This window comes from Rhodoglobus galactosidasius, assembly GCF_054957775.1.
The window spans coordinates 58,556-72,343 of sequence record NZ_JBQIAV010000002.1 but is presented as its reverse complement, the minus strand read 5'-3'; the positions used below and the strand labels follow the sequence as shown (position 1 = coordinate 72,343).

The following is a 13,788-nucleotide window of genomic DNA, read 5'->3' as shown; positions in this document are numbered from 1 at the left end:
CTCAGGTCAGGTAAAACCAACCAGCAAAGCCCCGTGTTTCTTTCTATTGCGCAGGAAGTGGTGCTCTCTCGGCGCGAACCGGGAACACTGGCGTCAATTAGCGCTGTTCGTACGGCGCCAACAGTGTGGTTCGGAGGGTATCGAGGCCTACTCCCCCGACGTTCAACGCACGACGATGGAACGCTTTCAGGTCGAAGGACGCACCCTCACGAGCTTTGCACTCATCGCGCAGCTCTTCCCAAATGCGTTGCCCCACTTTGTAAGAAGGGGCTTGCCCGGGCCAGCCGAAGTAGCGGTTGACCTCGAATCGAATGTTCGCGGGGTCGAGCGTGACATTGTTCGTCATGAACTCCAGCGCATAGTCCCAATCCCACACCCCCGTGCCGTCAAGCTTGGGCTTGCCCAAGTGCACACCGATGTCTAGGACTACCCGCGCTGCGCGCATCCGTTGTCCGTCGAGCATACCGAAACGGTCGGCTGGATCATCGAGAAAACCAAGCTCGCTCATGAACCGTTCCGCGTACAGCGCCCAGCCCTCCGCATGACCCGATGTACCAGCCAACTGCCGACGGTAGGTGTTGAGCTGATCGCGATTGTAGACCGCCTGCGCAATCTGCAGATGGTGGCCAGGAACGCCCTCGTGATAGACGGTGGTTGCCTCACGCCACGTCGTGAACTCTGTAACCGACTCAGGAACGGACCACCACATGCGGCCAGGGCGGGAGAAGTCATCACTGGGGCCCGTGTAATAGATGATGCCGTCATGGGTTGGGGCGATCATGCACTCGAGCGCGCGCATCGGCTCAGCGATGTCAAAGTGGGTGCCCGCTAACGCATCCACCGCCTCGTCGCTCAGATTCTGCATCCATTGGCGGAGTGCGTCGGTGCCATGAAGCGTACGCGAGGGGTCGGAATCGAGATGCTCAATTGCCTCGGCAACAGTGGCGCCAGGTTTAATCTCACGCGCGATCGCCTCTTGCTCGCGAGTCATGCGAGCAAGCTCTTCGATTCCCCACTCGTACGTCTCATCGAGGTCGATCTTCGCGCCGAGGAAACCCTGAGACTGGAGCGCGTACAGATCGCGTCCGAATGCGTCCTGGGGCGCAGCTCGGGGAGCAAGTTCTGTGCGGAGAAATTCTTCGAGCTTCTGGTAGCTCTTGGCTGCTTCAGAAGCGCCCTTGGTCAGTGCGCTATCTAGCGTGGAATCGTCGTCCGAAAGAGCCCGAGCTCCTGCGATGAAGTCATCGAAAAAGCCACCCGATGCCGAGATTTGCTTAGCCTGAGTGATTACTTCGGCGACTTGACGTTGAGCGGGGACCACTGCTTCAGCTATGCCGTGACGAAGCGTGGCAATGTATCCATCGATGGCCGCCGGAATGTTGTGGAGGCGGTTTGCAACCACTGACCAATCGTCGCTTGACGCGGTGGGCATGAGATCGAGCACGCCACGAATTTCTTGGGCAGGGCTTGCCAAGTTGTTGAGATCGCGCATCCATAAGCTCGCGGCATCAGAGTCAAGATCGAGTCGCAACGTCGACACCATCTCGGTCTTCGTGACCAGATCTACATCGTCAACGACTGTCGTGGCCTCGAGGCGAGCCAGCACGTTACGAGTGGCGTCAATCACGCCCGCGTGGCCCTCTGGAGAATAATCGGCATAGCCCGAGTGCGCTCCCGGCGATCCGATCCAGGTGCCGATTGCGGGGTTGAGCTCCGTGAGCGTCTCTACCCACTCCTCGGCGATCGCGTCGATTGGGGTGGCCTCGCGTGGGCCGTTGGCGCCAGCGCTGGCGGGCTGAGGCTTCGAATCTGACATCGTTGTCTGGCTTCCTCTGTGTCGAGTTCTCTACTGAGTTGTCTAGGTGTCCAGTTCGTTTGAAAGCAACGCAGCTAACGATTCCAGCGCAGTCTCGGCGCCTTCATCATCGGACGACAGCGTCACGGAATCGCCGAACTCGATCCCCATGGAGAGCACGCTGAGGATGCTCGCCGCATTGACTGTCTTGTCTGTGGAGTCGGTGAGCATCACCGTTACTCCACACGTGCTCACTGCTTGAGCAAACACTGACGCAGGTCGCGCATGGAGCCCAACCTTCGATCCGATGGTTACGGTTCTGCTGGTCATATCGACTCCTTCGCGGCGGTGGCTATTGCTTATTGTGGTTGTCACAGTGCCTAGTGAGCGGCGGAATCCCAGTTGTGACCGGTTCCAATGTGAACGTCTAACGGTACGGAGAGTGTTGCCGCTCCTGACATTCGCTCATAGACAACAGTAGTCATTCGCTCAAGTTCTCCTGCAGCGATTTCGAATACGAGTTCGTCATGAACCTGGAGCAGCATTCGCGATTTGAGCCCTTCAGTGCGGATGTCGGCGTCGATCTGCAACATCGCGAGTTTGAGGATGTCTGCGGCCGAACCCTGAATAGGCGAGTTCAGTGCCTGGCGTTCAGCGTTGTCTCTCAGTACGCGGTTCTTCGAGTTGAGGTCACCGAACGGACGACGGCGCCCGAAAATCGTGGTCGTGTATCCGTCAGCGCGTGCCTGCTCTACGACGTTGCGCAGGTACTCACGTACGGCACCGAAGCGGGCGAAGTAGTCGGTCATCAAAGCCTTGGCTTCGCTGGTCTCGATGCGAAGCTGTTTGCTCAGCCCGAAGGCGCTGAGTCCGTACGCCAATCCGTAGGACATTGCTTTGACCTTGGTGCGCATCTCAGAGGTCACATCGGACGGCTCGACACCGAAGATGCGGGAGCCAACGAAGCGGTGCAGATCTTCACCCTCGTTGAATGCCTGAATGAGACCCTCGTCGCCCGACAGATGAGCCATGATGCGCATTTCGATCTGCGAGTAGTCGGCAGTCAGCAGCGTGTCGAAGCCAGCGCCCGCCTCAAATGCTGAGCGAATCTGACGGCCCGTGGCTGTCTTGATGGGCACATTCTGCAGGTTCGGATCGTTCGATGCGATGCGACCCGTGCTCGAGCCTGCTTGCTCGTAGGTAGTGTGAACGCGGCCGGACTCGTCGATCGCCTTCTCAATGCCGGTGATGATCTGAGCCAGCTTGGTGGCGTCCCGGTGCTTGAGTAACAGGTCGATGAAGGGATGTGGGGCTTGTTCTTGCAGGTCGATCAGGCTGGCGGCATCCGTTGAATAGCCGGTCTTATTTGCCCGCGTCTTGGGCATCTCCAGCTGAGTGAACAGCACCTCTTGAAGCTGTTTGGGGCTGCCCAAATTGATCTCGCGCCCGATCACTTCGAAGGCGTTGCGTGCGACTTCGGCCGCGGTCTCTGACAGCGACGTGCTGAGATCGTTGAGCAACTGCCGGTTCACGGCGATGCCCGTGCGTTCCATCTGCGCAAAAACCGGCACGAGCGGCATCTCAATGTCAGTGAGGACACCAAGCGAACCTTCGTCGAGTTTGCCTGCAAGGTATTCGGCCACCCGCACCACGTACCACGACATTGTTGCAGGACTCAGCGCCTCGGTTTCTGGCACCAGCTGATTGGGATCACTCTGCTCGATCGTCTCGCCGAGGTAGTTGTAAACCTGAGCCTCTAGCTCCTCGGGTTTGCCGCTGGGCTTGAGAACCCAGGCTGCGAGCATTGTGTCGAACGCAACACCTGCGATCTCCACCCTGTTGGCTGACGCGATCTTGAGCTGCGCCTTTGCGGAGTGCATAAGCTTCGGTGCATCGCCGGCCAACCATTCGGAAAGCGCAACATAGTCGAGTCTGTCTGCAGCCCACGGCACGAAGGCGGTTTCGGATGCTGTGGCCAGCCCGAGTCCGGTAACGGTGCCATCAACGGTGGCGACGGTGAGCCCGAGGGGTTTCGTGCCCTGGGCACTGTTCGTGTCGATCCACTTGGCAAGTTCTTCATCGACCATGGTGCGAACAACGGGAACCGTGATGGCGGTGTCGACTGGGGCAGACGACGAAGGCTCATCGCCGCGTTCCGCTGCCGCAATCTTGAGCACACGCTGAAGCAGCGTCTTGAACTGAAGTCGATCGAAAACTTCGTGAACGGCGGCCTCGTCAATGGGGCGCCGGTCAAGATCTCCAACAGTGACGGGCAACTCAACGTCGGTGAGGAGATGGTTGAGCTTGCGGTTGCGCACCGCGCGGTCCATCTGGTCACGCAAGTTCTGCCCAACGACGCCCTTGATCTCTTCGGCATGGGCGAGCACCTCGTCGAGTGATCCGTAAAGGTTGATCCACTTAACCGCGGTCTTCTCCCCCACTTTGTCGACGCCAATGAGGTTGTCGCTGGTTTCTCCAACGAGAGCCGCGACATCCGGATACTGGTGGGGCTCGACCCCGTAGCGTTCAAAGACAGCGTCGCGGTCGTAGCGCTTCAGTTCTGAAACACCGCGAGCGTTCGGGTAGAGAAGCGTGACGTCATCGTTGACCATTTGGATGGCGTCGCGATCACCCGAAACCACGAGAACGCGGAAGCCGTTGCTCGAACCCTTATGAGCGAGGGTGGCAAGGATGTCGTCGGCTTCGTAATCTTCTTTGCTCAGCGTTTGCACGCCCATCGCCTTGAGAGCTTCTTCGAGGAGCGGGATCTGACCGACGAACTCTGCCGGTGTCTCGCCGCGGGTTCCCTTGTATTCGGGGTACTCCCTAGTGCGGAATGAGTACCGCGAAATATCGAATGCGACCGCCAGGTGCGTGGGTTTCTCATTCTGCAGCAGCGAAATAAGCATCGACAAGAAGCCGTGGATGGCATTGGTGTGTTGCCCCTCACGGTTCTGAAAACTGTCGACAGGAAGCGCATAAAACGCTCGGAACGCCAGAGAATGGCCGTCAATGATCATGAGGGTAGGCTTTTGATTATCCGACACGCAGCCAGCCTAGCCGCGCCTGCCGACAGCCGGAACGACTTAGCGCGAAGGACCCCTCTGTGAAGTATCCCGATGACCTTGATCCTGAACTCGTCGCACGCCTCATTGAGTCAGGTGGAGGCGCACTGACTCGCAAAATGGGTATCGAGTTCTTGGAGCTTGGTGCCGATCGCTCGGTTGCCACGATGCCTGTCGAGGGCAACACTCAGGTGATTGGCATCCTGCATGGTGGCGCTCACGTCGTTCTCGGCGAGTCGCTCGGCTCGATCTCTTCAGCGATCCACGCAGGCCCCGGCCGGATTGCCATGGGTATCGAAGTGAATGCGACTCATACCCGCGCCGCGCGCGAAGGAATCGTCACTGCCACGTGCACGGCGATTGCTCTGAGCCGCACTCTGGCAACTCACGAGATCGTGATCCGTGATGAGCAAGAGCGTCGGCTCTCGACCGTGCGCATCACGAACATCCTGAAGGACCGCCACACCTCATAGGCAGGGCGTACGGCAGCTAGCTACTTCTTGGCGCTCAGCTGATCGATGATCGCCTGAGACACGTCGTGCATCGTCAAGCGACGATCCATGGATGCCTTCTGAATCCAACGGAAGGCGTCAGGCTCGCTGAGCCCCATCTTCTCGTTCAGCAGTCCCTTTGCGCGGTCAACAAGCTTGCGGGTCTCAAAACGCTCGACGAGGTCGCTGACCTCGGCTTCGAGCGTGATGATCTGCGCGTAACGGCTGAGGGCGATCTCGATGGCAGGCAACAGGTCACTCGGAGTGAACGGCTTGACCACGTAAGCCAGTGCACCAGCCTCTGAGGCCCGCTCTACGAGTTCCTTCTGGCTGAAGGCTGTCAAGAGTACGACAGGGGCGATGTGGTTGGCGCTCAGGCGCTCAGCTGCGGAGATACCGTCGAGCTGAGGCATCTTGACATCCATGATGACCAAGTCGGGGCGCAGTTCTGTTGCCAGAGCCACGGCAGTCTCGCCGTCACCGGCTTCACCGACAACCTCGTAGCCAGCGTCACGGAGGATCTCAACGATGTCCATGCGGATGAGCGACTCATCTTCGGCAACGACGACGCGGCGAGGAGCAGTTTGATTGGTGTTTTGGTCAGTCACAGGAGCAAGCCTACGGTATTCTATTCAGCGTTGTAGTCAGCCGGATTGGCGGAATGGTAGACGCGGAGCACTCAAAATGCTTTGTTCGAAAGGACGTGTGGGTTCGAGTCCCACATCCGGCACAACATTTGGATACTGAAACCGAGATCAGCACTGCTGATCTCGGTTTCAGTAGTTAACGGCCATGCCTCTGATAGCAGCCAGTACCTGGGTTCACGGCTGTGCCGGCGCGAACCCAGAGGTTCAGCGCCGGCACAGTGTCGCTAATTAGCTAGCTTGAGCTACTTGCTCTCCCAAGCCGGAGCCTTGGCGTTAATCGCATCTCCGATGATGTGCACGCGCAGATCGTTGGTCGATCCAGCGATTCCGGGAGGGGAACCCGAAATTACGACGACCTTGTCGCCGATCTCTGCAAGTTTCTGGTCGAGCAGAACCTCGTCGACTTGGCGATACATCGCATCGGTGTGAGTAACACGGTCAACGACGAACGATTGGATGCCCCAAATCAGCGCCATACGGCGGTGAATTTCAGGGTTGGGCGTGAACGCCTTCATCGGGATGCGGAACCGCAGTCGCGACATCCGGCGTGCTGAGTCGCCAGATTCAGTGAATACGCAGACGTACTTCGCCTCAACGAAGCTGGCAACGTCAGCTGCCGCGAGAGTAATCGCACCGCCCTGTGTCTTTGGCTTGGTACCGAGTTCTGCAATGCGGTCGAGGCCGTGCTCCTCGGTGGACTCGACAATCTTTGCCATCGTCTGAACGGTAATCACGGGGTACTCCCCCACGCTGGTCTCACCGCTGAGCATAACGGCGTCAGCGCCATCCAAGATTGCGTTAGCAACGTCAGAAGTCTCTGCACGCGTCGGCACCGGACTCGAAATCATCGACTCGAGCATCTGCGTTGCCACAATGACTGGCTTCGCCATACGACGAGCCAACTCAACGGTGCGCTTCTGCACAATCGGCACGGCCTCAAGCGGAAGTTCCACACCGAGGTCACCACGCGCAACCATGATCGAGTCAAAGGCGTCAACGATCGCTTCGAGGTGGTCAACAGCCTGTGGCTTCTCAATCTTGGCGATGACAGGAACGCGACGGCCCTCTTCATCCATGATCTCGTGCACACGCACGATGTCCTCTGCATTGCGCACGAACGAGAGCGCGATGAGGTCAGCGCCAAGCTGAAGGCCCCAACGAAGGTCATCCTCGTCCTTCTCGGAGAGAGCAGGAACATTTACGGCAACACCGGGCAGGTTGATGCCCTTATTGTTCGAGACAGCACCAGCAACAATGACCTCGGTCGTAACCACGGTGTCGGTCGAGCTAACAACCTTGACCTTGACCTTGCCGTCATCGATCAGCAAGAAGTCGCCGGGAGCAACATCCTGCGGAAGGCCCTTGAAAGTTGTTCCGCAGATTTCGCGGTTCCCCACGATGTCGTCGGTCGTGATCTTGAAAATGTCGCCAACGGCGAGATCATAGGGACCGTCCTCGAACTTGCCAAGACGAATCTTGGGGCCCTGAAGGTCGACCATCACGGCAACGGCACGGCCAGCATCTTCTGCGGCACGACGCACGTTCGCATACACCTCTTCGTGAACGGCGTAGGTTCCGTGGCTGAGGTTCATGCGAGCAACATCGACACCTGCATCGATGATTGCCCTGATGTTCTCGTAGCTCGACGTAGCCGGGCCGAGTGTCGCGACGATTTTAGCGCGTCTCATAACTTCCTTTGACAATTCAGTGGTGGTTGAACGGGTGGTGGTAATAGTGGTGGTGGAACAGCTAAACGGTCATACCGCGATCGCTAGGCGAAACGGGGAACGGCAATTGTGTCTCCCCCTCAAGGTACCGATCTACAGCGGATGCCGCAGCCCTACCTTCAGCAATAGCCCACACGATTAGCGACTGACCACGACCGGCATCCCCGACAACGTAAACGCCAGGGGTGTCGCTCTGATAGTCAGCATCGCGAGTGAGATTGCCACGGTCATCCGAAGCCAACGGAAGTTGACTGTCGAGGGTGTCAGTCTCAGGACCGGTGAAGCCTAGCGCCAGCAACACGAGGTCCGCGGGAATCTCACGCTCTGTGCCCGCCTTCGGCACACGGCGACCGTCAACGAATTCTGTCTCTGCAACCTTGATCGCACGAACTTCGCCAACCGAGTTGGTCACGAACTCGACGGTCGAAGCCAAGTAAAGGCGTTCGCCGCCCTCTTCATGAGCACTCGACACTTCGAAGAGTGTCGGGGTGAGAGGCCATGGCTGGTGTTCTGGGCGCTCGGCTGGCGGCTGAACACCAATAGCAAGGTTTGTCACCGAGAGCGCACCCTGACGGTGTGCCGTGCCGATGCAATCAGCGCCGGTGTCTCCACCACCAAGAACAACAACGTGCTTGCCTTCGGCAGTGACCTGCTCGCTGACCGCGTCGCCTGCGCCAACCTTGTTCGACTGCACCAGGTACTCCATGGCGAAGTGCACGCCGAGAGAGTCACGGCCAGGGACCGGCAGGTCGCGAGGCACTGTGGCTCCTGTTGCGACGACAACCGCGTCGTACCGCGATCGCAGATCGCTCCAGGAAATGTCTACGCCGATCGTGACGCCAGCACGGAACCGAGTCCCCTCGGCCTGCATCTGAGCCAAACGCAACTCAATGTGGCGCTTCTCCATCTTGAAGTCTGGGATGCCATAGCGCAGCAGACCGCCAACGCGGTCTTCACGTTCGAACACGGCAACAGTGTGGCCGGCTCGCGTCAATTGCTGGGCTGCCGCCAAACCGGCTGGACCAGAACCAACAACGGCGACAGTCTTACCCGTCAAACGGCCGGGCGGATGCGGCGTGACGTTGCCGTCAGCGAACGCCTGATCGATGATCGACACTTCGATCTGCTTGATCGTCACCGCTGGCTGATTAATTCCCAGAACGCACGAGCTCTCGCACGGCGCGGGACACAACCGACCAGTGAACTCAGGGAAATTGTTTGTGGCGTGGAGACGCTCGATTGCTTCAGCGCTCTCACCACGACGCATAAGGTCGTTCCACTCGGGAATGAGGTTGCCGAGTGGGCAGCCCTGGTGACAGAACGGCACTCCGCAATCCATGCATCGACCGGCCTGGCGGGCCAGCTGACCCGACTCCTGCTGTTCGTAGACTTCTTTGAAATCCATCAGTCGCAAACTGACGGGGCGTCGCTTGGGAAGCTCACGCTCTTGTACCTTGAGGAATCCCTTGGGATCAGCCACCGGTTACCTCCTTGATTCGCGCCCAAGTAACGTCCCCGTCGGGGTCGAGTCCTTCGGCCAATGCGGTTGCTCGAGTCTCAATCACGGCCGCATAGTCGCGGGGCGTGACCTTCGTAAACTGGGCTGCCGTTGCATCCATGTCGGCGAGCATCTGCTCAGCAACAACCGACGCTGTTTCTTCGAAATGGCGTTCGAGGAGATCTTTCACGATCTCGACGTCAGCGCTGCCGAGTTCGGTCAGACCCAATTCGCCTGAGCTCAATGATTCACCGTTGACACGTTCTTCACGCAACTGGTGAATATACGCGGTTCCGCCTGACATTCCTGCGCCGAGGTTTCGACCAGTCGTGCCGAGAATGAGCACAAGCCCACCGGTCATGTACTCAAGCGCGTGGTCGCCAACGCCTTCAGCTACGGCAGTGGCACCAGAGTTGCGCACCATAAAGCGTTCGCCAACTTTGCCGCGGATGAAGATGCTTCCGCTCGTGGCGCCATAGCCGATGACGTTTCCGGCAATCACATTTGTCTCTGCAGGGAAGACACTCGACAGGTCGGGTCGGACAACGACCGAACCACCCGAGAGTCCCTTGCCGACGTAATCGTTGCTGTCACCGTAAAGTTTCAGCGAAATACCCGCGGGAACGAATGCGCCAAGTGATTGGCCAGCAGAACCGTGCAGGGTAATCGTGATCGTGTCAGTCGGGAGACCATGCTCGCCATGGCGCCGCGTAACTTCATGTCCGAGCATTGTGCCCACCGCGCGGTCAGTATTGCGCACGGGCAGATCAATCGCCACAGACGTCTTGTTCTCCAGTGCGTCGCGGCTGAGTTCAATAAGCTTCTGGTCGAAATGCTCATCAAGCTCATGGTCCTGAGCTACTGACTGAGTGCGCGGCTCATCGTCAGCGAACACTGGCCCCTCAAATACCGGGGTGAGGTCGAGCCCGTCGGTCTTCCAGTGTGAAATAGCTCGGTTCATGTCGAGCAACTCACTGTGGCCGATAGCTTCTTCAAGCGTGCGGAATCCAAGCTCAGCCAGATACTCGCGAACCTCTTGAGCTAAGAACTCAAAGAAGTTGACGATGAACTCTGGCTTGCCGGAGAAACGCTCACGCAACTCAGGGTTTTGTGTTGCGACACCAACCGGACACGTGTCGAGGTGGCAGACCCTCATCAGGATGCAGCCAGAAACTACAAGCGGCGCCGTAGCGAATCCGTACTCTTCAGCACCCAAAAGTGCGCCGATGATCACGTCGCGACCCGTCTTCATCTGCCCGTCAACCTGCACGACCACGCGGTCGCGCATTCCGTTGAGCATGAGAGTCTGCTGGGTCTCGGCCAAACCGATCTCCCACGGTGTACCCGCGTGCTTGAGGGAGTTGAGCGGGCTAGCGCCCGTTCCTCCATCGTGGCCGGAGACTAATACGACGTCCGCTTTGGCCTTCGTGACGCCGGCGGCAACTGCTCCGATGCCCTTCTGGCTGACCAGTTTGACGTGTACTCGAGCTGACGGGTTCGAACGTTTGAGGTCGAAGATCAGCTGTTTGAGGTCTTCGATCGAGTAGATGTCATGATGCGGCGGCGGCGAAATCAGTCCGACGCCTGGTGTGCCGTGACGCGTCCGGGCGATCCACGGGTACACCTTGCTTGCGGGCAACTGACCACCCTCACCAGGCTTAGCTCCCTGAGCCATTTTGATCTGGATGTCGTCCGCGTGAGTCAAGTACATGCTCGTGACACCAAATCGACCGGATGCAACCTGCTTGATCGCACTGCGGCGGCTGGGGTCGAGCAGTCGCTCAACGTCCTCACCGCCCTCACCGGTGTTCGATCGCGCGCCAAGCTGGTTCATTGCGATCGCTAAGGTTTCGTGAGCTTCTTTGCTGATCGAGCCGTAGCTCATCGCGCCGGTACTGAAACGCTTGACAATACTCGCTACCGACTCCACCTCGTCGATGGGTACCGCTTCGCGACCCTCAGTCTTGAACTTAAATAGACCGCGCAACGTCATTAGGCTTTGCGCTTGCTCGTCGACCTGCGAAGTGTACTCGCGGAAAATGTCGTAGCGACGCGTGCGCGTCGAATGCTGCAACTTAAAGACAGTTTCGGGGTTGAACAAGTGCGGCGGACCTTCACGACGCCACTGGTACTCGCCACCGGTGTTGAGGCGTTCGTGCACGGTCGGCGCACGGTCCTCGGGATACGCGGCAGTATGGCGCGCGGCATTCTCACGAGCGATTGCGTCGAGACCGACGCCGCCCAGGATGCTCTTCGTTCCCGTGAAGTACTGGTCAACGAATGCTTGAGAAAGCCCGACAGCCTCAAATGCTTGAGCGCCGGCATAGGAGCTCACTACCGATATGCCCATCTTGGACATGATCTTCAAGACGCCCTTGCCGAGTGCCGTGATCACGTTGCGAACCGCATTCTCAGCGCTGACATCGGTGATGGTGCCGTTGCGCACCAGCTCTTCGGCGGTTTCCATCGCCAAGTACGGATTGATTGCGGATGCACCGTAACCAACCAACAACGCAACATGGTGAACCTCACGCACGTCACCGGTCTCAACCATCAGGCCAACTTTCATACGGTCCTGTTGGCGGATGAGGTGATGATGCACTGTCGCCACCATAAGCAGCGAAGGGATTGGCGCCAAGTCTTTGTTGGAGTCGCGGTCTGACAGCACGATAAACTCAGCGCCATCCGCAATCGCTGCGTCAGCCTCGGCACACATTGCCGCCAAACGGGCTTCCATCGCAGAGGGACCAGCATCGACCCGGTAGAGGCCCTTGATGGTCGTCGCAAGACGGGATCCCGGATGCGGTTCGATGTGTTGGATCTTGGCCAACTCGTCGTTATCGATCACCGGGAACGGTAGAGCGACCTGCTTGGCGTGCTCGGGAGTCGCCGCCAGCAAGTTACGCTGCGGCCCAACTCCTAGGCGCATCGACGTGACAACCGACTCACGGATTGAGTCGAGCGGCGGGTTGGTTACTTGCGCGAACTGCTGAGTGAAGTAGTCGAAAAGCAGTCGAGGGCGCTCAGACAGCACCGCTATTGGTGTGTCAGAACCCATCGCGCCGAGAGGCTCTGCGCCCAAACGAGACATTGGCTCGATGAGAATACGTACTTCTTCTTCGGTGTAGCCGAATGTGCGCTGACGACGGGTGACCGACGCAGGCGTGTGCACGATGTGTTCGCGCTCCGGTAGCTCTTCGAGCGCAATCCGACCGCTCTCAAGCCACTCTGCCCATGGCTGTGACGCCGCAAGCTCGGCCTTGATCTCATCATCTTCGATCAGACGGCCGGCCTGAGTGTCGACCAAGAACATCTTGCCTGGTCGCAAACGACCCTTGCGAACGACCTTGGTCGGGTCGACATCGAAAACGCCTATTTCGCTAGCGAGAACGACGAGACCGTCGTCGGTCACGAGATAACGACCAGGACGAAGTCCGTTGCGGTCGAGCGTTGCTCCAACAAGCGAGCCGTCAGTAAAGACCAGCGCAGCTGGACCGTCCCACGGCTCCATAAGCATCGAGTGGTACTCGTAGAACGCGCGGCGACGAGGATCAGCGTCTACCTGATTCTCATACGCCTCAGGAACCATCATCATCATCGCGTGCGGCAGGGGCCGACCAGCGAGGTTCAGCAGCTCGACAACCTCATCGAACGACGCGGAGTCGCTCGCGCCTAGCGTATTGACCGGCAGGATGTCCTTGATATCACCGAAGACAGCCGATTCGAGCTGCGACTGACGGGCACGCATCCAGTTGCGGTTGCCCTGCACGGTGTTGATCTCACCGTTGTGAGCGACCATTCGGAATGGTTGAGCCAGAGGCCACGATGGGAAAGTGTTCGTCGAATAGCGCGAATGCACGAGAGCGAGCTTCGAAGCGAAACGCTCATCAGAAAGGTCAGGGTAGAACGGCTCCAACTGAAGTGTCGTAACCATTCCCTTATAGGTAATGGTGCGGCATGAGAGCGACGGGAAATACGCATGCAGGTCGCGCTCGGCGCGCTTGCGCAGGCGGTACGTCTGGCGGTCAAGGTGGATACCGCGAAGCGTGCCCTTCAAGTCGATGCGCTTGGACTGCAGGAACAGCTGCTCAATCGCAGGCATAGCTCCGCGAGCAAGGGATCCCAACTCAGCTGGCTGGATCGGGACATCGCGCCAGCCTAGGACCGTGAGGTCCTCTTCTTCTGCGAGCTTCTCGATGCCCACCTTGACCTCATGGCGTGCCGCGCTATCAAGGGGAAGGAACACGTTACCGACGGCGTAGCGGCCGTTGCTGGGCAGCTCAAAGCCAACTACGTCACGGAAGAACGCATCCGGAATCTGCGTCATGATGCCCGCACCGTCACCGGTACCGGCGTCAGAACCCACGGCCCCGCGGTGTTCTAGGTTGCGCAGCGCCTCAAGCGCCGTCGTAATGATGTCGTGCCCTGGCGTACCGCGGAGCGTCGCCACCATGGCGAGACCACAAGCATCTTTCTCGTTGGATGGGTCGTACATCCCTGCAGCTATGGGAATCGAACCAAAGCGTTCAAAGGGTGGGGTAACAGCCATGCCGTACCGTCCTCAC

8 protein-coding genes and 1 tRNA gene are annotated in these 13,788 nt (G+C 58.7%); 2 read left to right on the top strand and 7 right to left on the bottom strand.

All coding sequences use genetic code 11. The features are described from left to right. Positions 1–97 precede the first annotated feature (97 nt). The 3 genes from ACTJJW_RS02900 to polA are packed head-to-tail and all read right to left on the bottom strand — an operon-like array spanning position 98 to position 4,842. Positions 98–1,816: a DUF885 domain-containing protein gene (locus tag ACTJJW_RS02900; RefSeq protein WP_462642577.1), complete on the bottom strand. Its 1,719-nt coding sequence runs from the start codon at positions 1,814–1,816 to the stop codon at positions 98–100. Between the two features lie 42 nt (positions 1,817–1,858). After that, positions 1,859–2,125 (bottom strand): HPr family phosphocarrier protein, encoded by a 267-nt coding sequence (locus ACTJJW_RS02895; protein WP_462642575.1) that lies wholly within the window; start codon positions 2,123–2,125, stop codon positions 1,859–1,861. Between the two features lie 50 nt (positions 2,126–2,175). Continuing rightward, a complete protein-coding gene (gene polA / locus ACTJJW_RS02890) occupies positions 2,176–4,842 on the bottom strand; it encodes a DNA polymerase I (RefSeq protein ID WP_462642573.1) in 2,667 nt (888 codons plus the stop codon). Between the two features lie 59 nt (positions 4,843–4,901). Here polA and ACTJJW_RS02885 point away from each other — a divergent pair, with 59 nt between their 5' ends. Further along, entirely contained in the window at positions 4,902–5,333 is a 432-nt protein-coding gene (locus ACTJJW_RS02885; RefSeq protein ID WP_462642571.1) for a PaaI family thioesterase, read from the top strand. Between the two features lie 20 nt (positions 5,334–5,353). On the opposite strand, the gene ACTJJW_RS02880 is transcribed toward ACTJJW_RS02885, so the two are convergent. Beyond that, positions 5,354–5,959 (bottom strand): ANTAR domain-containing response regulator, encoded by a 606-nt coding sequence (locus ACTJJW_RS02880; RefSeq protein ID WP_219948491.1) that lies wholly within the window; start codon positions 5,957–5,959, stop codon positions 5,354–5,356. 39 nt (positions 5,960–5,998) lie between these two features. Here ACTJJW_RS02880 and ACTJJW_RS02875 point away from each other — a divergent pair. After that, positions 5,999–6,081: transfer RNA gene (locus ACTJJW_RS02875), tRNA-Leu, on the top strand. 159 nt (positions 6,082–6,240) lie between these two features. Here ACTJJW_RS02875 and pyk read toward each other — a convergent pair. The 3 genes from pyk to gltB form a co-directional block, all read right to left on the bottom strand. Then, positions 6,241–7,686, bottom strand: coding sequence for a pyruvate kinase (gene pyk / locus ACTJJW_RS02870; RefSeq protein WP_462642570.1), 1,446 nt, complete (start codon positions 7,684–7,686; stop codon positions 6,241–6,243). Positions 7,687–7,747: 61 nt separating this feature from the next. After that, positions 7,748–9,205 (bottom strand): glutamate synthase subunit beta, encoded by a 1,458-nt coding sequence (locus tag ACTJJW_RS02865; protein WP_462642569.1) that lies wholly within the window; start codon positions 9,203–9,205, stop codon positions 7,748–7,750. After that, positions 9,198–13,772, bottom strand: a complete 4,575-nt coding sequence (gene gltB, locus ACTJJW_RS02860; protein ID WP_462642567.1) for a glutamate synthase large subunit — start codon at positions 13,770–13,772, stop codon at positions 9,198–9,200. The genes ACTJJW_RS02865 and gltB overlap by 8 nt, the downstream gene beginning before the upstream one ends. Positions 13,773–13,788: the final 16 nt, after the last annotated feature.